Source organism: Acinetobacter sp. TYF_19 (assembly GCF_043105125.1).
Classification (GTDB): domain Bacteria; phylum Pseudomonadota; class Gammaproteobacteria; order Pseudomonadales; family Moraxellaceae; genus Acinetobacter; species Acinetobacter johnsonii.
The window spans coordinates 19,207-41,824 of sequence record NZ_JBICLH010000087.1; the positions used below are offsets into that span (position 1 = coordinate 19,207).

The 22,618-nt window shown below is 43.0% G+C and carries 19 protein-coding genes, 1 pseudogene and 1 riboswitch; of the genes and pseudogenes, 14 read left to right on the forward strand and 6 right to left on the reverse strand.

Annotated elements, in window-relative coordinates; translation table 11 throughout:
* Positions 1-52: 52 nt before the first annotated feature.
* The 13 genes and pseudogenes from catA (at position 53) to accC (ending at position 13,055) form a co-directional block, all read left to right on the forward strand.
* Positions 53-973, forward strand: a complete 921-nt coding sequence (catA, locus tag ACF8FD_RS14780; RefSeq protein ID WP_279679114.1) for a catechol 1,2-dioxygenase — start codon at positions 53-55, stop codon at positions 971-973.
* Between the two features lie 78 nt (positions 974-1,051).
* A pseudogene (gene benA, locus ACF8FD_RS14785) lies at positions 1,052-2,449 on the forward strand (benzoate 1,2-dioxygenase large subunit).
* Positions 2,446-2,955 carry a benzoate 1,2-dioxygenase small subunit gene (benB, locus tag ACF8FD_RS14790; protein ID WP_004979732.1) on the forward strand — a complete coding sequence of 170 codons (510 nt, stop codon included), beginning with the start codon at positions 2,446-2,448 and terminating at the stop codon, positions 2,953-2,955. Before benA ends, benB begins: the two are co-directional and overlap by 4 nt.
* 90 nt (positions 2,956-3,045) lie before the next feature.
* A complete protein-coding gene (benC, locus tag ACF8FD_RS14795; protein ID WP_279679115.1) occupies positions 3,046-4,062 on the forward strand; it encodes a benzoate 1,2-dioxygenase electron transfer component BenC in 1,017 nt (338 codons plus the stop codon).
* A 15-nt stretch (positions 4,063-4,077) separates the two neighbouring features.
* Positions 4,078-4,863 (forward strand): benzoate diol dehydrogenase BenD, encoded by a 786-nt coding sequence (gene benD, locus ACF8FD_RS14800; protein WP_279679116.1) that lies wholly within the window; start codon positions 4,078-4,080, stop codon positions 4,861-4,863.
* Between the two features lie 53 nt (positions 4,864-4,916).
* Positions 4,917-6,149, forward strand: coding sequence for a benzoate/H(+) symporter BenE (gene benE / locus ACF8FD_RS14805; RefSeq protein WP_279679117.1), 1,233 nt, complete (start codon positions 4,917-4,919; stop codon positions 6,147-6,149).
* 27 nt (positions 6,150-6,176) lie between these two features.
* Entirely contained in the window at positions 6,177-6,857 is a 681-nt protein-coding gene (locus tag ACF8FD_RS14810; protein WP_279679118.1) for a 3-oxoacid CoA-transferase subunit A, read from the forward strand.
* A gap of 13 nt (positions 6,858-6,870) precedes the next feature.
* Positions 6,871-7,524: a 3-oxoacid CoA-transferase subunit B gene (locus tag ACF8FD_RS14815; protein WP_279679119.1), complete on the forward strand. Its 654-nt coding sequence runs from the start codon at positions 6,871-6,873 to the stop codon at positions 7,522-7,524.
* 89 nt (positions 7,525-7,613) lie between these two features.
* Positions 7,614-8,819 carry a 3-oxoadipyl-CoA thiolase gene (gene pcaF / locus ACF8FD_RS14820; protein ID WP_234304930.1) on the forward strand — a complete coding sequence of 402 codons (1,206 nt, stop codon included), beginning with the start codon at positions 7,614-7,616 and terminating at the stop codon, positions 8,817-8,819.
* Positions 8,820-8,918: 99 nt separating this feature from the next.
* Positions 8,919-9,695 (forward strand): 3-oxoadipate enol-lactonase, encoded by a 777-nt coding sequence (gene pcaD, locus ACF8FD_RS14825; RefSeq protein WP_234304929.1) that lies wholly within the window; start codon positions 8,919-8,921, stop codon positions 9,693-9,695.
* A gap of 1,090 nt (positions 9,696-10,785) precedes the next feature.
* The gene (gene aroQ, locus ACF8FD_RS14830; protein WP_234304928.1) at positions 10,786-11,241 is read left to right on the forward strand and encodes a type II 3-dehydroquinate dehydratase; all 456 of its coding nucleotides are present in this window, start codon (positions 10,786-10,788) and stop codon (positions 11,239-11,241) included.
* 16 nt (positions 11,242-11,257) lie between these two features.
* A complete protein-coding gene (accB, locus tag ACF8FD_RS14835) occupies positions 11,258-11,677 on the forward strand; it encodes an acetyl-CoA carboxylase biotin carboxyl carrier protein (protein WP_004979753.1) in 420 nt (139 codons plus the stop codon).
* Between the two features lie 16 nt (positions 11,678-11,693).
* Entirely contained in the window at positions 11,694-13,055 is a 1,362-nt protein-coding gene (accC, locus tag ACF8FD_RS14840) for an acetyl-CoA carboxylase biotin carboxylase subunit (protein ID WP_005399493.1), read from the forward strand.
* 62 nt (positions 13,056-13,117) lie between these two features.
* Here accC and ACF8FD_RS14845 read toward each other — a convergent pair whose 3' ends face one another.
* The 6 genes from ACF8FD_RS14845 to ACF8FD_RS14870 all read right to left on the reverse strand — a co-directional run bounded on the left by ACF8FD_RS14845 (position 13,118) and on the right by ACF8FD_RS14870 (position 21,477).
* A complete protein-coding gene (locus ACF8FD_RS14845; RefSeq protein ID WP_010326667.1) occupies positions 13,118-13,585 on the reverse strand; it encodes a hypothetical protein in 468 nt (155 codons plus the stop codon).
* Positions 13,586-13,796: 211 nt separating this feature from the next.
* Positions 13,797-17,402 carry an urea carboxylase gene (gene uca / locus ACF8FD_RS14850; protein ID WP_279679120.1) on the reverse strand — a complete coding sequence of 1,202 codons (3,606 nt, stop codon included), beginning with the start codon at positions 17,400-17,402 and terminating at the stop codon, positions 13,797-13,799.
* Between the two features lie 5 nt (positions 17,403-17,407).
* Positions 17,408-18,058 (reverse strand): urea amidolyase associated protein UAAP2, encoded by a 651-nt coding sequence (locus ACF8FD_RS14855; RefSeq protein WP_234304926.1) that lies wholly within the window; start codon positions 18,056-18,058, stop codon positions 17,408-17,410.
* Between the two features lie 17 nt (positions 18,059-18,075).
* The gene (locus ACF8FD_RS14860) at positions 18,076-18,816 is read right to left on the reverse strand and encodes an urea amidolyase associated protein UAAP1 (protein ID WP_234304925.1); all 741 of its coding nucleotides are present in this window, start codon (positions 18,814-18,816) and stop codon (positions 18,076-18,078) included.
* Positions 18,817-18,843: 27 nt separating this feature from the next.
* A riboswitch (guanidine-I (ykkC/yxkD leader) is annotated at positions 18,844-18,947 on the reverse strand.
* Positions 18,948-19,091: 144 nt separating this feature from the next.
* Positions 19,092-19,985, reverse strand: a complete 894-nt coding sequence (locus ACF8FD_RS14865; RefSeq protein WP_004979763.1) for a LysR substrate-binding domain-containing protein — start codon at positions 19,983-19,985, stop codon at positions 19,092-19,094.
* 319 nt (positions 19,986-20,304) lie between these two features.
* Positions 20,305-21,477: a thiolase family protein gene (locus ACF8FD_RS14870; protein WP_234304924.1), complete on the reverse strand. Its 1,173-nt coding sequence runs from the start codon at positions 21,475-21,477 to the stop codon at positions 20,305-20,307.
* Between the two features lie 521 nt (positions 21,478-21,998).
* On the opposite strand from ACF8FD_RS14870, the gene ACF8FD_RS14875 reads away from it, so the two are divergent.
* On the forward strand, positions 21,999-22,610 hold the full coding sequence (locus ACF8FD_RS14875) for a TetR/AcrR family transcriptional regulator (protein WP_004693224.1): 612 nt from the start codon (positions 21,999-22,001) through the stop codon (positions 22,608-22,610).
* The last annotated feature ends 8 nt before the right edge of the window (positions 22,611-22,618 follow it).

A 22,618-nucleotide genomic window follows, 5' to 3' on the forward strand; every position in this document is an offset into this window, starting at 1 on the left:
CCTATTCATAAAGCTAGCCACCACACAGCAAACATACTTAAGGAGCAATAGTATGAATCGTCAACAGATTGATGCATTAGTCAAAACAATGAATGTGGATACAGCAACCGGTTCTGTAGACGCGCGTACTCAACAAATTGTGGTTCGCCTATTGGGTGACTTATTCCAAGCGATTGAAGACTTAGATTTGAGCCAAACTGAAGTTTGGAAAGGTCTTGAATACTTTACGGATGCAGGCCAAGCCAACGAGCTTGGTTTACTTGCGGCTGGTCTTGGCCTTGAGCACTATCTCGACTTACGTGCAGATGAAGCCGATGCCAAAGCAGGCATTACAGGCGGAACACCACGTACCATCGAAGGTCCTTTATACGTGGCTGGCGCACCTGAATCGGTTGGTTTTGCGCGTATGGATGATGGTTCTGAAGAAGGCAAAATTCCGACTTTAATTATTGAAGGGACAGTGACTGACACTGATGGCCAGATTGTTGAAGGTGCAAAAGTTGAAGTGTGGCATGCCAATAGCTTAGGCAACTACTCTTTCTTCGATAAGTCACAATCAGACTTCAATCTACGTCGTTCAATCATGAGTGACCAAGATGGTAAATACGTTGCTCTCACCACGATGCCTGTTGGTTATGGTTGCCCACCAGAAGGGACAACTCAATTTGTATTGAACAAGTTAGGCCGTCACGGTAACCGCCCTTCGCACGTACATTACTTCGTTTCTGCGCCAGGCTACCGTAAGTTAACCACCCAATTCAACATTGAGGGTGACCAATACCTATGGGATGACTTTGCATTTGCAACACGTGAAGGCTTAGTGGCTACCGCTGTCGATATTACCGATGAAGTTGAAATTGCACGCCGCGGTTTAACAGGTCCATTCAAACACATTCAATTCAATGTTGAACTGGTGAAAGACCAAGCGGCTGCACCATCAACTGAAGTTGAACGTCGTCGCGCTAGCGCTTAATTACCCTTGGAACCGAAATAGCCACTGCAAAGTCGCATTTCGGGGACTTCCTCACTTTTGGAAAGTCGGAGAACGGACATGCCACGTATCCCAGTTATTAATACTAGCCATCTTGATCGTATCGACGAATTACTTGTCGACAACTTTGAAACAGGCGAATTCAAACTTCATCGTTCAGTGTTTACTGATCAAGCCCTTTTTGACCTAGAAATGAAGTATATCTTCGAGGGTAACTGGGTTTACTTGGCACACGAAAGCCAAATTCCAAATAACAACGACTATTACACGACGTATATTGGCCGTCAGCCGATTCTGATTGCACGTAACCGTAATGGTGAACTCAATGCCATGATCAATGCCTGTTCACACCGTGGTGCACAGCTTTGTCGTAATAAACGTGGCAATAAAGCAACCTATACTTGCCCTTTCCACGGTTGGACATTTAACAACTCAGGCAAGCTTTTAAAAGTTAAAGATCCAGCAGATGCAGGTTATTCAGACTGTTTTAACCATGAAGGTTCACATGATCTGAAAAAAGTTGCACGTTTTGGCAACTATAAAGGTTTCTTGTTCGGTAGCTTAAATCCGGATGTTCCCTCTTTAGAGGAATACTTAGGCGAAACCAGTAAAATCATTGACATGATTGTGGATCAGTCTGAACAAGGTCTCGAAGTTTTACGTGGTGCATCTACCTACACTTATGAAGGCAACTGGAAACTAACTGCAGAAAATGGCGCAGATGGTTATCACGTTTCTGCGGTGCACTGGAACTATGCAGCGACCACTCAACAACGTAAAGAAAAACAAGCGGGTGACAACATCCGTGCCATGAGCGCAGGCGCTTGGGGTAAACAAGGCGGTGGTTCATACGGTTTTGACAATGGTCACATGCTGCTTTGGACACAATAGGCGAACCCAGAAGACCGCCCAAACTTCCCGAAAGCCGATGAATACTCTGAAAAATTTGGCGAAGCAATGTCGAAGTGGATGATTGAGCGCTCACGTAACCTTTGTCTTTATCCGAACGTCTATTTGATGGATCAATTCGGTTCACAAATTCGCGTACTGCGCCCGATTTCAGTCAATAAAACCGAAGTCACGATTTACTGTATCGCGCCTGTAGGTGAAGACACGGAAGCACGTACGCGCCGTATTCGCCAGTACGAAGACTTCTTTAATGCCTCAGGCATGGCAACACCAGATGATTTAGAAGAATTCCGTGCATGCCAAGCGGGCTACGCAGGCATTGAACTGGAATGGAATGATATGTGCCGCGGTTCAAAACATTGGATTCATGGTCCAGATGATGCTGCCAATGAAATTGGTCTAAAACCAAAACTTTCAGGTGTCAAAACTGAAGATGAAGGCCTCTACCTTGCACAGCACCAACACTGGTTAGACATGATGAAAATTGCAATAGCCAATGAAAAAGCACTGGCTGTTGAAACTGCAAATGAACAAGGAGAAGTGGCATGAATGCTCCTACAACACTTAATACCGTTAGCATCGAACAAATCAGTCAGTTTCTGTATCAAGAAGCACGCTTTTTAGATGATGAACAATGGGACGATTGGCTTGCATGTTATGCCCCTTCAGCATCGTTTTGGATGCCTGCATGGGATGACGACGATACCTTGACTACAGATCCTCAGTCTGAAATTTCACTGATTTACTACCCAGACCGCCAAGGTTTAGAAGACCGTGTGTTTCGGATTAAAACTGAACGCTCTTCTGCGACCATGCCAGACACACGTACCTGTCACAATGTGAACAATATCGAAGTGATTGAGCGTGATGGCGACAAAGTTACCGTCCGTTTTAACTGGAATACACTGAGCTTTCGCTACAAAACCAGTTATAGCTACTTTGGTATGTCACGCTATGAAATCGATTTTTCAGGTGAAAAACCACAAATTTTAAGCAAATACGTAGTACTGAAAAACGATTACATCAACCAAGTGATTGATGTTTATCACCTCTAAGTTTTAGCCACACATCCTTAGTATGCTTTCAGCCAAATGGAGTTTTGGCTGAGAGTTCCAAGTTTCAACGTTTTTAAAGGATATTCAGCCATGTCAAACCACAATGTTGCACTTCAATTTGAAGATGGCGTAACGCGTTTTATTACCGTGACTCAAGGTGAGTCTTTATCAGATGCCGCTTACCGCCAAAAAATTAACATTCCGCTAGACTGCCGTGATGGTGCATGTGGGACTTGCCGCGCTTTTTGCGAATCTGGTAGTTATGACATGCCTGAAGAGACGTATATTGAAGATGCGTTAACACCAGAAGAAGCGGAACAAGGCTATATTCTGGCTTGCCAATGCCGTCCGACCTCGGATGCTGTATTCCAAATTCAAGCTTCATCTGAAGTCTGCAAAACCGAAATCCACCAGTACCAAGGCACTTTAGTCTCTGTCGAAAATTTATCAGAATCGACCATTACTTTTGATATTCAGTTGGATGAAGGTCAACCTGACATTCACTTCCTTGCTGGTCAATATGTCAACGTCGGCATTCCAGAGACAGCAGAAACGCGTTCCTATTCATTTAGCTCGAAACCGGGCAACCGTTTAACGGGCTTTGTGGTACGTAATGTGCCGAATGGCAAAATGAGTAGCTTTTTAAGTCGTACTGCTAAAGCGGGCGACAAAATGACTTTTACTGGTCCCTTTGGTAGCTTCTACTTGCGTAATGTGGTTCGTCCTGTTGTTATGCTTGCGGGCGGTACAGGTATTGCCCCTTTTATGTCAATGCTGCAAATCTTAGAAGAAAAAGGCGCTGAACACCCTGTTCGTTTGGTGTTTGGTGTTACCAATGACTTCGACTTAGTTGCTTTAGAACAGCTCAATGCCCTCCAAGCCAAACTCCCATGGTTTGAATACCGTACCGTGGTTGCAAGTCCAGACTCTGCGCATGAGCGTAAAGGTTATGTGACTGGGCACATTGACAATGAATGGCTCAATGGCGGTGATGTTGATGTCTACCTTTGTGGTCCAGTCCCTATGGTCGATGCTGTTCGTGGTTGGTTAGATAGCGAAGGTGTAAAACCTGCAAACTTCCTGTTTGAAAAATTCTCTGCAAACTGATTGGGGCCACTTATCATGTCTGATCGTCAAAGATTTTTAAACAAAGTAGTGATTGTGACTGGTGCCGCTCAAGGCATTGGTCGCGGTGTTGCACTCCAAGTGGCGGATGAAGGTGCGCAAGTTGTCTTAGCCGACTTATCTGACTATGTCGATGAAACATTAGCAGAAATTGAAGCACATCAAGGCGATGCAATAACAGTCAAAGCCAACCTTGAAACCTTCGCAGGTGCTCAAAGTGTTGTAGACAAAGCACTTGAAGTCTATGGCCGTGTCGATGTGCTCATCAACAACGTCGGCGGTGCAATTTGGATGAAACCTTTTGAAGAGTTTTCTGAAGAAGAAATCATCAAAGAAGTGAATCGCTCATTATTTCCAACGCTGTGGTGTTGTCGTGCAGTTTTACCTGAAATGATTAAAAATCAGAAAGGTACAATTGTAAATGTGTCTTCTATTGCGACTCGTGGCATTAACCGTGTGCCCTATTCGGCATCCAAAGGTGGGGTTAATGCTCTTACTGCAGCACTTGCTTTTGAACATGCCAAAGATGGGATCCGAGTGAATGCGGTTGCTACAGGTGGAACCGAAGCACCGCCGCGTAAAGTGCCGCGTAATACAAATCCACTGTCTGAAAATGAAAAGTCGTGGATGCAACAAGTGGTCGATCAAACCATTGACCGTAGTTTTATGAACCGTTATGGCACGATTCAGGAACAAGTGAATGCAATTGTATTCCTTGCTTCAGATGATTCGTCATATATGACAGGTACAGTTGTTCCTGTCGGCGGTGGCGATCAAGGCTAATTGATCGTTACATTATTTTATATACAGGATCATGTCTGCATGGAGGCAAATGAATGGCTACCCTGTTTAAAACCTTGAAAGAAGATTGGTCTATTTCCGCCACTGTCGCAGGATTTTTGGCCGTGCTGATTTCCTATTCAGGACCACTCATTATCTTCTTTCAGGCTGCGCAACACGCTCAAGTTTCCCCGACCATGATGATTTCATGGATTTGGGGTATTTCTATTGGAGCAGCCGTGGCAGGGATCTTTCTTTCCATTAAGTTCAAAGTCCCTGTGATTACAGCATGGTCTGCGCCAGGTACGGCTTTATTGGTCACCCTGTTCCCGAATATTAGTCTGAATGAAGCTGTAGCCGCTTATATCACCTCAGCTGTGGTGATTTTTCTGATCGGGATCAGTGGTTACTTCGATAAATTATTGAAATGGATTCCGCAGTCAGTAGCCGCGGGAATGATGGCAGGTATTCTATTTCAGTTTGGTTTAGGTCTATTTAGTGCCACTAACAGTATGCCGATTATTGTGTTTAGCATGCTGTTTGTCTTTTTAGTCGCAAAACGAATTTCACCGCGCTATAGCATGCTTTGGGTACTGCTTTCAGGTGTAGCCTTGAGCTTTGGGATTGGTGAAATGAATGCGGTGAGTTTAGATTTCCAACTTGCTATTCCTCAGTTCATTAGCCCTGAATGGACTTGGCACTCCACCTTAAACCTTGCCCTGCCTCTGATTTTAGTCAGTCTGACGGGACAGTTTTTACCGGGCATGGCCATCATGAAACTGAGTGGTTATGACATGCCAGCTAAGCCAATTATTACGACCACCAGTATTGCATCTTTAGCTGTTGCATGTGTCGGCGGTATCACCATTGTTTTAGCGTCGATTACGGCTGCACTGTGTATGGGCAAAGATGCGCATGAGTTAAAAGAAAAACGCTATATCGCAGGCGTTGCTAACGGCATTTTCTATATTTTAGGTGGTTTGTTTGCAGGCAGTATCGTTCTGCTCTTCAGCTTGCTACCGAAAGAGCTTGTTGCCGCTTTGGCTGGTTTGGCCTTATTGGGTGCAATTTCAACCAATATTGCTGTAGCCATGAAAGATGAATCTCAAGGAGATTCTGCCCTCATTACTTTTTTAGCTACAGCTTCAGGTATGCACTTTTTGGGGCTAAGTTCCGTTTTTTGGGGCATCGTCATTGGTTTAACTGCGCATCTGATTTTAACCAAACGCAGCCCTGATGTGTCAGCTTTAGCTTCAACTCCAAGCTCCAATCCAAGTTCTAAAAGTTAATAGGTACGCTGTGCCTAGGACAATATTATGATTGATAAAAGTTCAGCTTCTTTAACAGAAGCACTTTCGCAAATAAAGGATGGCTCAACCATCATGATCGGTGGTTTTGGCACCGCAGGACAACCTGCTGAACTAATCGATGGCTTAATTCAACTCGGTATCAAAGACCTCACTATCGTTAGCAACAATGCTGGCAATGGCGATTATGGTTTAGCCAAGCTCCTCAAAGCGGGTGCTGTGAAAAAAGTCATTTGTTCGTTCCCGCGTCAGTCCGACTCTTGGGTCTTCGATGAACTCTATCGTGCAGGAAAAATCGAATTGGAACTGGTGCCTCAAGGCAATTTGGCCTGTCGTATTCAAGCCGCAGGCATGGGACTCGGCGCAGTGTTTACCCCAACTGGCTACGGCACCTTATTGGCCGAAGGCAAAGAAACCCGTCACATCGACGGTAAAGATTATGTACTGGAATATCCAATCAAAGCCGACTTTGCTCTGATTAAAGCGCAGCAAGGCGACCGTTGGGGCAACTTGGTTTACCGCAAATCGGCACGTAACTTTGGCCCGATTATGGCCATGGCGGCAGGTGTAACCATTGCGCAAGTTTCTGAAGTGGTGGAACTGGGGGCCTTAGACCCTGAACACATCATCACCGCAGGTATTTTTGTTCATCACGTGGTACAGGTTCAACCTGAACCCGTTGCTGTGTAATCGGGAGAGCATCATGAGCTATCAAAAACTCAGCCGTAACCAAATTGCAGAACGTGTCGCACAAGATATCCCCGATGGTGCTTATGTCAATTTAGGCATCGGTTTACCGACCAAGATTGCCAGTTACCTGCCTTCAGACAAAGACGTGTTCCTACATTCTGAAAATGGCTTATTGGCTTTTGGTCCACCACCAGCCGCAGGTGAAGAAGACCCTGAACTGATCAACGCAGGGAAAGAATATGTGACCATGCTGCAAGGTGGTAGCTTTTTCCATCATGGTGACTCTTTTGCCATGATGCGGGGTGGTCACTTAGATATCGCGGTGCTTGGCGCCTTTCAAGTGGCAGCCAATGGTGACTTGGCTAATTGGCATACCGGCGCACCGGATGCGATTCCCGCTGTCGGTGGTGCGATGGACTTAGCCGTCGGTGCTAAGAAAGTGTTTATCACCACGGATCATGTCACCAAACAAGGTGAACCAAAGATCGTGGCTGAACTGAGCTACCCAGCAACAGGCTTGAAATGTGTCGATCGCATTTACACCGACCTGTGCGTGATTGATGTCACTGCTGATGGTTTAAAAGTGCTTGAGAAAGTCGACGGTTTAAGCTTTGCAGAATTGCAGGCGATGACGGGTGCTCCATTAATTGATGCAACACAGGGATAATTAATCCCTCCCGACCTCCCTTTGAAAAGGGAGGAGTTTCCCTCTTTAGTAAAGGGGGATTAAGGGGGATTCACAGGACAAGATTAAGAATGAAAAACGCTTACATTATTGACGCAATTCGTACCCCATTTGGCCGTTATGCCGGTGGTTTAGCCCCAGTTCGTGCTGATGACCTGGGTGCATTCCCAATTCAAGCCTTGATGCAACGTAATCCTAGCGTGGACTGGAAACAGGTAGATGATGTGATCTACGGCTGTGCCAACCAAGCGGGAGAAGACAACCGGAATGTCGGACGCATGTCTGCACTGCTTGCAGGCTTACCTGTCGAAGTTCCAGCCACAACGGTGAATCGCTTATGTGGCTCATCACTCGATGCGATTGCCATGGCAGCGCGTGCAATTAAAGCCGGCGAAGCAGATTTAATCATCGCAGGTGGTGTGGAAAGTATGTCTCGTGCACCTTTTGTGATGGGTAAATCAGAAACCGCATATGGCCGTAGTCAAAAGATTGAAGACACCACTATGGGCTGGCGTTTTATTAATCCTAAGCTTAAAGCGATGTATGGTGTAGACACCATGCCGCAAACCGCGGAGAACGTAGCACAACAATTTAATATTGATCGAGCAGATCAAGACCAGTTTGCCTTGGCGAGTCAACAGCGCACCGCAACCGCGCAAGCTCAAGGCTTTTTTACACATGAAATCATCCCTGTGAATATTGCACAGCGTAAGGGTGATCCAATTGTGATCGACACCGATGAACATCCACGTGCATCGACCACACTAGAAGGTTTGGCAAAACTGAAGCCAGTTGTGACAGCAGAAGGCACTGTCACTGCGGGGAATGCATCAGGCATCAATGACGGTGCGGCTGCTGTACTGATTGCTTCGGAACAAGCGGTTGAACAGTACCAACTTAAACCGCGTGCCAAAATTATTGCTTCAACAGCAGTGGGTATAGAACCACGCATTATGGGCTTTGCACCAGCACCTGCCATCAAAAAGTTACTCAAACAAGCCAATCTGACATTAGAGCAGATAGATGTGATTGAGCTGAATGAAGCCTTTGCAGCACAGGCACTGGCTGTTACCCGTGATCTCGGTCTGGCAGATGACAGCACCCAAGTGAATCCGAATGGTGGTGCGATTGCGATTGGTCATCCACTCGGTGCATCGGGTGCACGTTTAGTCACCACAGCTTTAAACCAGTTAGAACAAACGGGTGGCACCTATGCGCTATGTTCCATGTGTATTGGTGTCGGTCAAGGCATTGCAATGATTATTCAGCGGGTTTAACCCTTCTTATGATCTGACGTGGTGTTTCTGCTCATAACACTTTTTGTTGATAACAACAGTGGAAACACTCAAAATTTTTAATGAATTAAGGAAAAGCATATGCCAAGGTTTACTTCAAACAATGCCGAAATTCACTATCAGACCTTTGGTGACCCAAAAAATCCTGCGATCGTTTTTTCAAACTCGCTAGGCACAAACTTCAACATGTGGAAACCACAAATTACTTTTTTCCAGAAAAACTATTTTGTGATTTGCTATGACACTCGCGGGCATGGCCAGTCTTCCGCACCTCAAGGGCCTTATGATATTGAACAACTTGGTCTAGACCTGATACATTTATTGGACCATTTAAACATTGAGAAAGCCATTTTTTGCGGTATCTCAATGGGCGGACTTACAGGTCAGTGGTTAGTTATTCATAAACCTGAACGTTTTCACCGTGCCATTGTATGTAATACCTCAGCCAAAATTGGCAATGAACAAGCATGGAATGATCGCGCGTCGTTAGTACGTACCCAAGGTTTAGAACCAATTGCATCAACGGCTGCGAGTCGTTGGTTTACCGAACCCTTTATCCAAAGCAACGCAGCAACTGTAGCAGCGCTTTCAAACGACTTAGGTGCTGGCAGCCCAGAAGGTTATGCGAGTTGCTGTGAAGCTTTGGCTAAAGCGGATTTACGTGAAAAACTCGAAAGTATTCACGTCCCTTTACTTGTGATTGCTGGGCGTAAAGACCCCGTAACAACAGTCTCAGATGCACAGTACATGGTGAATCACATCCGAAGTAGTGCCCTATTTGAAATCGATGCCTCTCATATTTCAAATATCGAACAGCCCAAAGCCTTCAATCAGGCCATCTTAGACTTTATTGCTTAATGCTCTAGATCTGATCCAATAACAGCCCAACATGGGCTGTTTTTTTTCTTACCTATTTAAAGAAAGAGATAGGAATGCGTAAAACTCAGCATTAGAAATATGCTGGCTTTGGCTCATTCTATTTTTCCTCTTAAAATCATCAAAACTCAAAAATTGTATATAAAACAAACTGAAATTATTATGGTTTCAAAATCATATCTTCAGAATTTCACTTATTGCCAATCCTAAACTCACTAGATCCCATCATGTAAAGCCGAATCTACACAGCTAAAATGAGCAAAATAGCCAATCGTTTTCTTTTATAAATTTTCTTGCATAGTAAAATTCCATACGCAATAGGAGGATATTTTTTCAATACATTCTGCTACTCAGCAATTTTTCTACAGTCTTTTGCTTATTTAACGGCAAAATTTCTCAACCAAGAGGATGCTGAAAAACACCGTTAGAAACCTTAATTATCCACTTACTATTTCAAGTTTTTCAGTTTTTTCTAAAAGATCATGGCATCAGCTAGATAAACGTTAACAACAGACAAAAACGTCCATCTACATTTTAACGTAACAAGTTGATGTTTTAATTAATGAAAGTGATATTTTTCAAGTTCAGTATTGATCCAATAAAGCTTAGCAACTGAATTGATCATGGTCGTCAAGCCAACCAAAAGAGCTGGAATAAATTGATCAGATCATGTACAGATACAAACCATATCAAACTTCAGCTTTATTTTGATATACAGTTTAGTTACATAAGAAATGATCTAGATCTCATGTAGAGTGAGCTACCGACTAAGAAGTCTGAGTTGACCTCTTTTCAGGACTCGAGTTGCACCTGTGGCACAAAACGGAAACAAATCTGCTGCTTTTGGTCAATTTGGCTTACAATGTAAAAAAGAGTAATAATCCGAAAATTTGTAATCTTTTAACATTGCCAATTCCTTGCAAAATTTACATTATATTGCCGAAGTTTGGCACTAAGCATCTACGTCAATTCAAACAAACTATAAAAAAAATGTAGAACTTTATGCCATAATACGCAAACTTTGCAGCCATCTTGCAAAGATTTATTGCAATTTATAAATGGAGCAAGCTAAATGAGTTCGACCATTTTGGTTATTCATGGACCGAATCTAAATTTGCTAGGAAAGCGCGAACCAGAAGTCTATGGTTCTCTAACGCTGAACGACATCAATCAGCAACTCATTGCACAAGCTGAAAATGCTTCAATTTCTCTCGACACTTTCCAAAGTAATTGGGAAGGTGCCATTGTCGACCGTATTCATCAAGCCCAAGCTGATGGCGTCCAATTTATTATTATTAATCCAGCTGCACTCACGCATACCTCTGTTGCTCTACGTGATGCCCTGCTTGGTGTAGCCATCCCATTTATTGAAGTTCATTTATCGAATGTTCATGCGCGCGAAGCGTTTAGACATCATTCATATTTATCAGATAAAGCCGTTGGCGTTATTTGTGGCTTAGGTACTCAAGGTTATAGCGCTGCGCTCAATTACGCTCTCACTAAAATTCAACCCTCTATGCAATCATAATTAGGAATACTGTCACATGGATATTCGTAAAATCAAGAAACTCATCGACCTGATGATTGAATCTGACTTACAAGCGATTGAAGTTAAAGAAGGCGATCAATCGATTGCATTAACTCGTCGTAGTCCAGTTGTTGCAGCTGGTGCTCCTGTTGCTATGGCAGCTCCTGTTGCTCAAGCTCCAGCGGCTAAAACACCACGTGGTGCTGTAGAAACATCTCCAATGGTTGGTGTGTTTTACGCGGCTCCAAGCCCAGGTGAAGCGCCATTTGTTAAAGTCGGTCAAACCATCACTGCTGGTGAAACACTTGGTATTATCGAAGCAATGAAAATCATGAACCCGATTGAAGCAACGCAAAGCGGCGTGGTTGAAGAAATTTTAGTGAAAAACGGCGAAGTGATCCAATTCGGTCAACCATTATTCCGCTACCGCGCGTAATAGACGGGGACTTATAATGTTGCAAAAAGTTTTAATTGCAAACCGTGGTGAAATTGCCCTGCGCATCACCCGTGCCTGCAAAACTTTAGGGATTAAGACTGTAGGGATCTATTCAGATGCCGACAAAGACTTAATGCACCTACGTTTTGTAGACGAAGCAGTATGTATTGGACCAGGTGCGAGCAGTGAAAGCTACTTGAACATTCCTGCCATTATTACAGCAGCTGAAATTTCAGGTGCAGATGCCATTCACCCAGGTTATGGCTTCTTATCAGAAAATGCTGAATTTGCTGAAATTGTAGAAAATTCTGGTTTTATTTTTATTGGACCACGCCCTGAACACATCCGTTTGATGGGTAACAAAGTTTCTGCAATTACTGCAATGCGTAAAGCAGGTGTTCCAACCGTTCCAGGTTCTGCAAATGCTGTTACACCGCAAAATGCGCTGGCTGAAGCTAAAGAAATTGGCTTCCCATTGATCGTGAAAGCTGCTTCTGGTGGTGGTGGCCGTGGTATGCGTATTGTAGAACGTGTCGATACCCTACTTGAATCCGTTCAAGCTGCACAGCGTGATGCTGAAATGTGGTTTGGCGATGACACGGTGTATATGGAACGTTTCCTACAAACACCTCGTCACGTTGAAGTTCAAGTTCTTGCTGACGGTAATGGCCACGCGATTCACCTGTATGACCGCGATTGTTCTTTACAGCGCCGCCATCAGAAAGTGTTAGAAGAAGCGCCAGCGCCAAATTTACCTGAACAAGCACGTGCTGACATTTTAGAAGCTTGCGTAAATGCTTGTAAATTAATGCAGTACCGCGGTGCAGGTACATTCGAGTTCTTGTTTGAAGATGGTGAATTCTTCTTTATTGAGATGAATACACGTGTTCAAGTTGAGCACCCTGTAACTGAAATGGTGACAGGTATCGACATTATTGAACAACAGCTCCGCATTGCTGGTGGCTTAGGTCTTGAAATTGAACAAGATCAAGTTGAAGTCAAAGGCCATGCGATTGAATGCCGTATCAATGCTGAAGATCCAACGACCTTCTTACCTTCACCGGGTAAAATTGAGAATTTTTATGTGCCAGGTGGTGCAGGTATTCGTCTTGATTCACATATCTATCAAGGCTATAGCATTCCGCCATACTATGACTCGATGATTGCGAAGCTGATCGCACACGGTAAGGATCGTAAAACATCACTTGCACGCATGCGCCAAGCGCTTGATGAAATGATTTTGACCGGTATTAAAACCAATATTCCATTGCATAAAGATTTGATTCTTCAAGATGAAAAATTCTGTGAACAAGCAATGGATATTCACTACCTTGAAAAGCACCTGTTAAAGCAAATTGAAGGTAATCAAGACAAATAATTGCCTTGATCCTTAAATAAAAACCGCGATAAATCGCGGTTTTTTATTTATAAAACAATTAATTAAGGTAATACGCGACGTAGTGTTGCAAAGCATTGTTGTGCTTTATCATTGGCACAAAAATTAATGGTCGATGGACTTTGCCATTTCACAAAATACTGAGACATTTCTCCAGTCTGATCTTCTTGAGACCCAGAGCAATCCACTTGGTTATTGTCAAATTTGACTTGCAAAATCAAAGCAGGCAGTTGCACATTTTTATCGGTAGATGGCTGGTAATCATAAATTCCCGTAGACCATTCTTCCCCACTTTTAATCACAACATCACTATTACTTTTAAAATTATAGTATTCAACGCATTTACGATTATTTGGAATTTCCATTCCCCATAAGCCCACAATTTCAGGGCGAGTCGTTACACGAATATTATTTTGATTTGATGCTTGAGTATCCTCAGCCTGACTAGGCGTATTTGCCATAAGCACTGATGAAGTTAACATGAATAACATGCCGAGTAATGTTTTTTTCATACAAGCCATAATGTTTTTAAGCGTCTCACTAAATTAGCATATTTTGATTCAAAACATCATTTTATAACCATTTCATAACAATCTATTTTTTGTTATGGGTTGCAATCTTAATTTAACAAAACGATTTATTGTTAGCACTAGATAAATCCTACTTTCAGAATCGAAAAAAGACCGCTTAAGCAGTCTTTTTTGTATGTCGTGATATTTGAATTTAAGCTACCGGTGCCAGTGTAAACAGCACCTGACCTGTTTTTACCGTTTGCCCTTTTTCAATGGTAATGGTTTCAACCTTCATCCGCTCAGGTGCAATAATGGGAATTTCAATTTTCATGGCTTCAATCACGGCCAAAGTTGCCCCTTCTTCCACAATGTCTCCAGAGGTACATTCAATTTTCCAAATAGAACCCGGCATATGCGACTCGACTGCACAGCCACCTTCAGGAATTTGAATTTCACTGTCGTCTAACACCGCATCTAGACTTTCAGAAACATGTTCAGCCAAACCAGCCTCATGCCAGCGACGGCGTTCCTCTTCAAAGTTCGTTTGCTGTACCGCTTTAAAACTTGAAATGGATGCTGCATTTTCAATGAGGAAGTCATTGTATTCTTTTAGATTTAAAACCCCATCTTCTACACGAAGCTTTAAGCGCCCCGCTTTAAAGTCTTCCCGCATTTGCATCAGTTCTGTTTCAGACACTTCATAAAATTTAATTTGATCAAAGAAGCGCAGTAGCCATGGTTTTCCTTGTTCAAAATCTGGATTTTTGCGGTAACGACTCCACATTTGGGTTGTACGCCCAACAAACTGATAACCGCCCGGGCCTTCCATGCCATAGACACACATATATGCGCCACCAATGCCGACTGCATTTTCAGGCGTCCATGTACGTGCAGGATTATATTTGGTGGTCACTAAACGATGACGTGGGTCCAGTGGCGTTGCCACAGGTGCACCCAAGTACACATCCCCCAAACCCATCACCAAATATTTGGTGCTGAATACGACATCCTTCACCGCTTGCTTTGAATCTAGACCATTGATACGACGAATAAACTCAACATTGTCAGGACACCACGGCGCATCTGGACGTACTGTTTGCATATAACGTTCAGTCGCCAACTGAGTTTGTGAGTCCTCCCAAGCCAAAGGCAAATAGACTGTGCGCGACGGGACTTCCATTGCGGTCACATCAGGCAATTCACTTTCTGCTTGCTGTAAAAGGCCCAATAAATGTTTTTGATCTAGCACCATTGAATCAAAATGAATTTGCAGCGAACGAATACCCGGTGTTAAGTCTATAATCCCTTCGATTCTTTGGTCTTTAACCCATTGCATTAAAGCATGAATACGGAAGCGTAAATTGAGATCTAAAACCAACTCTCCATATTCAACCAACAGATAACTATTACCTGCAGGACGATAAGTCACATCAGGTCTAGCGTTCTCACCTTTTAAAGTCGCTAAAACGGCATCTGATAAGGTCTCCATTTCAGCATGAAAGCTTGGAGAAAATTCTACGTTTTCAGTCGTATCTGCGGTTAACGCTGCGCTATATTTTTGATTCAATACTTGTGCTTGATCATAAGAAATTGGGATAAATTTAACTTTATCACCCGCTTTGAGCTGACCAATTTTCCATAGTTCTGAGCTGACCACCACCGCAGGACAAACAAAACCGCCTAAGCTTGGACCATCAGGCCCTAAAATAATTGGCATATCTCCAGTGAAATCAATCGCGCCAATGGCATAAGCATTATCATGAATATTCGAAGGATGTAGTCCTGCCTCACCACCATCGGTACGTGCCCATTCAGGTTTTTCACCGACTAAACGAATGCCTGTACGACTTGAGTTAAAGTGAATTTCAAATTCTTGCTCAAAGAAGCGCTCAATATCGCGTTTGGTGAAAAAGTCGGGCGCTCCATGTGGTCCATACATCACTGCAATTTGCCAAGTCTGGCTAAAGCTCGGCACCTGCGCTGCACCAAGTGCAACGGTTTCTACTGAAGTATAAGCCGTAATGGGCAACATATCTCCAATGAGTAAATTGCGTCCTGCATGACCACCAAACTGACCTAAAGTAAAAGTCGCTTGCGAGCCTAAATAGGCAGGTACATTGAATCCGCCTTTAATACCAATATAACTGCGACAACCTGTGGTGATTTTACCTGTTTTAAGAATTTGCCCTTTTTTAACATTAAGGGTCTGCCACATGGCAACGTCGACACCATCCAATGTCGCAAGCATGTCGCCACCCGTAATCACGATTTGGCTGTCACAATGGAATTTTAAAGTTGGGCCTTGTAATGTACATTCGAGCCCTGCGGTATTAAATGGATTTCCCAATAGTTGATTAGCAACATTTAACGATAGTGGATCAATCGCACCTGATGGTGGCACTCCAACATCCCAGTACCCCAAACGACCATTGACGTCTTGTATTGACGTTTGAATACCAGACTGTAATACCTCAATTTTTTGAGTTTTCCACTCAAAAGTATTTAAGAAACGTGTAGTCTGTGTCCCTGCTTTAAACACTTCACAGTCAATAATGTTTTGTAAATACTCAAGATTAGTTTCAATTCCTGCTACTGATGTTTTTACCAAGCTGTCACTCATGGCCTGAATTGCACTTTCACGGTTCTCGCGGGTCACAATGATTTTGGCAATCATCGGGTCATAAAAGGAAGACACGTTTGAACCTGTTTCTACCCATGTTTCATTACGCGCTTGCGGATCAAACTCGACATAAGTCAATAAGCCAGCACTGGGTTGAAAGTTCTTAATTGGATCTTCAGCATATAAACGGACTTGGATCGAATGGCCTTTAGGTGCAAGCATCTCTGTTGGCGCAGTCCAGTCACCACTACCTAAAGTGACCATCCATTCCACAAGGTCTACAGCAAATACTTGCTCGGTCACGCCATGTTCAACTTGCAACCGCGTATTCACCTCCAAGAAGTAGAATTGCTGGGTGTCAGTATCCATCACAAATTCAACCGTACCTGCCGAACGGTAATTCACCGACTGCATCAATTCAACGGCAACAGCTTGAATATAAGCACGTTGTTTATCATTTAAATGTGGTGCAGGAGTTTCCTCAATTACCTTTTGGTTACGGCGCTGTACTGAACAGTCCCGCTCTCCCAAAGCCAGAACCAAACCTTGACCATCACCAAAAATTTGGACTTCAATATGACGCGCATTTTCCACAAACTTTTCTAAATACAAACCTGCATCTTTAAAGTTCGCTTGCGCCAAATAAGATACCGTTGCATAAGCATCTTTAAGCTCTGCTTCATTCCACACCAAACGCATACCAATACCGCCACCACCTGCGGTACTTTTCAGCATCACGGGATAACCGATACGATTCGCCTCTACCAATGCTTCCGCTTCATCTGCTAAAAGTTGGCTCCCCGGTAACAATGGCACGTTCGCCTGAATGGCAAGTTCGCGCGCAGTATGCTTTAAGCCAAAACTACGCATTTGCGCAGAATTCGGCCCTAGAAACACAATGCCCTGTGACTCACACAAATCACAAAACTCCGCATTTTCAGACAGGAAACCATAGCCTGGATGAATGGCTTCTGCACCTGCTTCTTTCGCAACCTGTAAAATTTTTTCAATATTTAAATAACTTTGACTGGCTGGGCTATCCCCAATAAATACCGCTTCATCAGCCAAAGTCACATGTAAGGAATCACGGTCTGCTTCTGAATACACCGCAACAGACTGAATGCCTAAATTCTTTAATGTACGAATTACTCGGCAGGCAATTGTCCCACGGTTGGCAATGAGAACTTTTTTAAACATGTTGATTACTCCTTGCCATCACGTACAATCAGTTGAATTTTGGTCGGGTTGTAGGCATTACATGGGTTGTTCAGCTGTGGGCAGTTAGAAATCAGCACGATGAGATCCATCTCTGCTTGAATTTCAACATATTTACCCGGCGCCGATATTCCATCGTCAAACTTGAGATGCCCATCACTACTCACGGGTACATTCATAAAGAAGTTAATATTCGGCCCAATATGACGAACATTCAGTCCATGCTTTTTCGCGATTGGGTGCAAAGCTAAAGCTGTCATAAAGTTATTACGGCAACTGTGCATCGGAAATGTGTCGTGTGCATAACGTACGGTGTTACTTTCACATGAACAAGCACCGCCTAAGGTGTCATGACGACCACAGTTATCATCATGGATCGTTGCGATTTTGTTGCCATAGTTGGTATATAGAGCTGTGCCTTTTTCGAGATAAATCTGCTGATTAATGGCTAGAGTATCGGTTGCGCTGTAACGTTCTTCAGGATTGTTCGCAGAAATCAATAAAGTATCGACTGCTTGGTTGCCTTCGAGGTCAATAATGCGGAAATACTGCCCTTTCTGGACTTCACCCATCCATGCTTCGCCCGCTGGACAGATTTCATTTAAAATGGTTTGATTAAATGCTTGTAAACTGGTCATGCGTATTCTCCTCGGGCTTAAGCAGCATCAAATGCGTAATAACGTGCGTTGTTTTGAAAACCGCGTTGGTTTTGTGGGCATGAATCACGACAGACATCGTGTACTGCTAAAGCGGAGGCTTTGAATAAGCGCATTTGAATATCGGCTGGCTGATACTTTACTGCTTGGCTTAAACCATGTGGCGCAGCAGATAAGAACACCAGACAGTCCATCTCAAAACGCAGTTCAATAGTTTGATGGGTATTATCGACATCGATATAAGATAAGTTGCCTGCATCATCAGGACGAATCTTAGAGAATAGGTTGACCGTAGCTGACAGGTCGGCTTGACCTAATGAGAACTTGGTCATTTCAAGTAACAGACTGTCGCGTCCACTCCGATACATCTCATTTCGTACATCTTGAAAAGTTTGAGTGCCGAATTGTTTTTGAATTTGTTCTGTGCGACTTGGACCACACAGGGCATCATTCCAACCATGATCATCGTGAACAATTGAGGCCATCACCCGACCTAAGTCTGAATACAACACATGTCCTGTACTTAGAAATGCTGTGTGCTGTGCCTTTAAGCTATCGGGCATATTAAAGCGTTCGAGTTTGTCTTCGCTGTTGACACAGAAAAGTGAAACGTTGGCTTGTGCTCCCAATGCTTGGAACTGTAAAACGGTGCCGCGTTGAATACGCCCAGACCAGTGATGCCCACCCGGTAAAAGTTCAGTCCATAGTGCGTTATCGTCGTGATAAGTTATTGTGCTCATGCGCCTCTGCCTAAATCGTAACTGTTTACCTCCCGGGCTTTTATCCCTCCGTGTAGCTCTTTCGAACCGTGAACTCTCGGTCGCAGACATACATAAAATAGATATGTATCGGAACCCTAGATCACTCTTTCAGATTAGACGATGCAAAGGCTGTGCCAATTCAGTATTACGATTTTTAAACTTCGTAATACTATTTATGAGCAATAAATGGGCACTTTAGATTTCAAGCACGCATATTTTCGCTATGCGCACTAAAAAGCATCAAATTTTAAGAATTACTTCATTAAAATTTCATGGAACATGTGACGCAGCCACTGATGACTGGTTTTATGATGACAAGACATATGCCAATACTGTTTCACCCCATAACTTGGGAAGGCAATTGGTGCATTGAAGATCTTTAAATTGCCACGTGAAAGCAGCACTTCACTTAAATAATACGGGACTGTCGCAATTGCATCGGTTTCTTGTACCACCAAGCCTACCCCTAAATAGCTCGGTAAACGCATTAAAATGTCACGTTTTAGTTCTAAATTAAGCAGTTCGTTTTCAATATGGTAATGTCCCATACCCGCATCAATATCGATATGTGACTCAGCCAAATACTGCGCTGTGCTGATACTGTCACCTGTCAAACGCGGATGATCTTTGGCGGCAATCACCACATAATACTGCTCGAACAGTTGCTGTTGATAAAAGCCATTTTCCAATTGAGGTAAAAAACCCAGCGCCAAATCAATCTCACCATTTGCCATTTGATAACTGGTTTCAGAGGTGATCGGACGGATATTCAAACGAATATGCGGCGCATGTTTCTTTAAATATTGCGAAATTTTCGGCAATAACACCAAATGCGAAACATCGGTCATGGCCAAACTAAACTGTTGCTGCGAAGTGGCTTGGTCAAAATCAATCGTAAAGTTATTGATGATTTCAACCTTGTTTAAAGCCTCACTGACCAACGGAAACAGCTGTTTCGACAGCTCAGTTGGCACCATTTCATTGCCAATCCGTAAAAACAGCGGATCATTATAATGTTGGCGAATTTTATTCAGAATGTTACTCACCGTCGGTTGACTCATTTCTAAATGATCAGCCGCCAGTGACACACTTTTAAACTTATAAACGTAAAAAAAGATACTGAGTAATTTACAGTCCAGTTCAAACACGAAAAAAATGTTCCTTATATGCATGTGATGGTAGACGATCCATCATCTACTCATTATAGCGATGATCCAATGCTCAAAACTTACTTTTACAGGCATCTAGGTCTAATATCAGACATTTCAGCAATAAAAGAACATTAATTATACTTTTAGCTGTACTCAACAATCGATGCTTTCCCTGAAAAGTTATGTCGCATGATCTGCATGTATTTTACAAAATCAAAAAGGCCCGAATCAATCGAACCTTTGATGAAATCAACCATGCCGAATTATAGCTATTTAAAATATTTTCTTCACAGGCATAGCTAAGAATATTACAGTTTTAGTCCAGCAGCTCGACGGCAATAGCAGTCGCCTCACCACCACCAATGCATAAAGCAGCTACACCCTTTTTCCCACCAGTACGTTTCAAAGCATGCAGTAAAGTCACGATAATACGTGAACCAGATGAACCCAATGGATGACCAAGTGCACAAGCGCCACCATTCACATTGACTTTTGCTGGATCTAAATCAAATCCATCAATGGCAAGCATTGTGACCATCGCAAATGCTTCATTGACTTCCCACAGATCTACATCACTCGCAGACCAGCCTGCTTTGGCTAAAACTTTCTCAATGGCACCTACAGGGGCAATGGTGAACTCAGATGGATGCTGGGAATTACTTGCATAAGCCACAACTTTTGCCAATGGCTTAAGACCACGTGCGTCAGCAACTTCGGATGAAGTTACAACCAATGCCGAAGCACCATCCGAAATAGAACTCGAATTTGCCGCAGTAATCGTACCGTCTTTTTTAAATGCCGGACGTAAAGTTGGAATTTTATCAACTTTGGCATTGAGCGGCTGTTCATCTTGATCAACCACAACATCGCCTTTGCGGCTACTCACCGTCACAGGCACGATTTCATCTTTAAAGAAACCACCTTGAATCGCAGCAACAGCTTTATTTAAAGAACCAATGGCATATTGATCTTGCTGCTCACGGGTATAGCCTTTTTTATCTGCCATTTCTTGAGCAAGTACACCCATCGACAGACCTGTTTCAGCATCCTCTAAACCTTCTTGGAACATGTGATCGGTTGTTTTACCATGCCCCATACGGTAACCCGCGCGTGCTTTTTCAAGTAAGTATGGCGCATTTGACATCGACTCCATACCACCAGCCACCACAATCTCAGCTGAACCCGCTTTAATCGCATCAGCCGCTTGCATGACGGCTTTCATACCAGAGCCACAAATTTTATTGATGGTTGTTGCACCCGTTGAGTCAGGTAGGCCCGCCATACGCATTGCTTGACGTGCAGGGCCTTGTTTTAAACCTGCTGGAAGTACACAACCAAAGATCACTTCATCGACATCGGTCGGCTGTAAGCCAGAACGGTTTAACACTTCTTTAATTGTCACCGCACCCAGTTCAGGCGCGGTACAGCTCGATAGTGAACCTTGAAAACCACCCATTGCTGTACGTACACCGTCTACAATAACAATCATTTTCTATTTCATCCTTTTTCGCGGTTTACTTACTTTAAGCCCAATTAAAAGGCTTAAAGACATTCCCTATCTATTTTTTCATATTACAAAGGGGTTAATCGTTTCAGATCTTATTTTAATGTTTTTCATAGTGCTACCGTCTCAAAGCGAGTCATCTATAAAGACATTAAAATAAACACACGTGAATAAGACATCGATCCATACGACAGATGATCTATTTATCAACCCGCACTGCATTCGAGGCTTGAGCACTAAAGGTTCTCGTCTCTAAGAACACAGTGGCTATACTGACAATAGTGTAAAAATCACGAAAAAGGAATGCAATGGCCCAAATTTGATCTCTAGAGATCAAATTTATTGACAACAAAATGCGAAAATGTACCTGTATTTATTTCTATTGTTGAACAAGTGGATATTTTTAAAACGATTGTAGTAATATCCAAGACCTTAGTTGAATTTTTATTTTCAACCAAGTTCAATAGCCTCTCTATAGTTCTCATGGAATACACTGGAATAAGCCAATGACTTCAGTACGCCAACAAAATTTTCTATTACGCAAAGAGAAAATTTTAGCCATGGCTGAGACTTTATTATTAGACAATAATCAAGACATCACCTTAAGCGAATTAGCAACGGAACTCGATATTGCGAAGGGTACGATCTACAAGCATTTCAAAAGTAAAAATCAACTTTATTTAGAGCTGATTATCTTGAATGAAACTCGCCTGCTAGAGATTTCTCAAAAGCATAACAATGATATTAAAACGTATGTTTCCGAATACATGCTTTATAATATGTTGAACTCGAATCGTACGATTTTACTGCACGTTATTGAAGAACGTTTAACCAATAACGAACGTAAACTCAAAGAACTTTTTGAGAAGCTCTATCAAATACGTGAACAACGTATTATCGAAATTAAAGACATGACCTCTGACTATTTAAAGTCTTTAGACAGCGCTATGTCCATTCGTGACTATTTATCTTATGTATGGACAGTGACCTATGGTGCATCATTGTTACTCAATTCAACGCATTATCAAAAATCAATCGGTTCTCGTGAGCGTCTGATTAAACTGTATGTCAACCAAGCCCTCATGACACCTGATAAAATTTCACACGCAGCCCTTTAAGCTTCTAA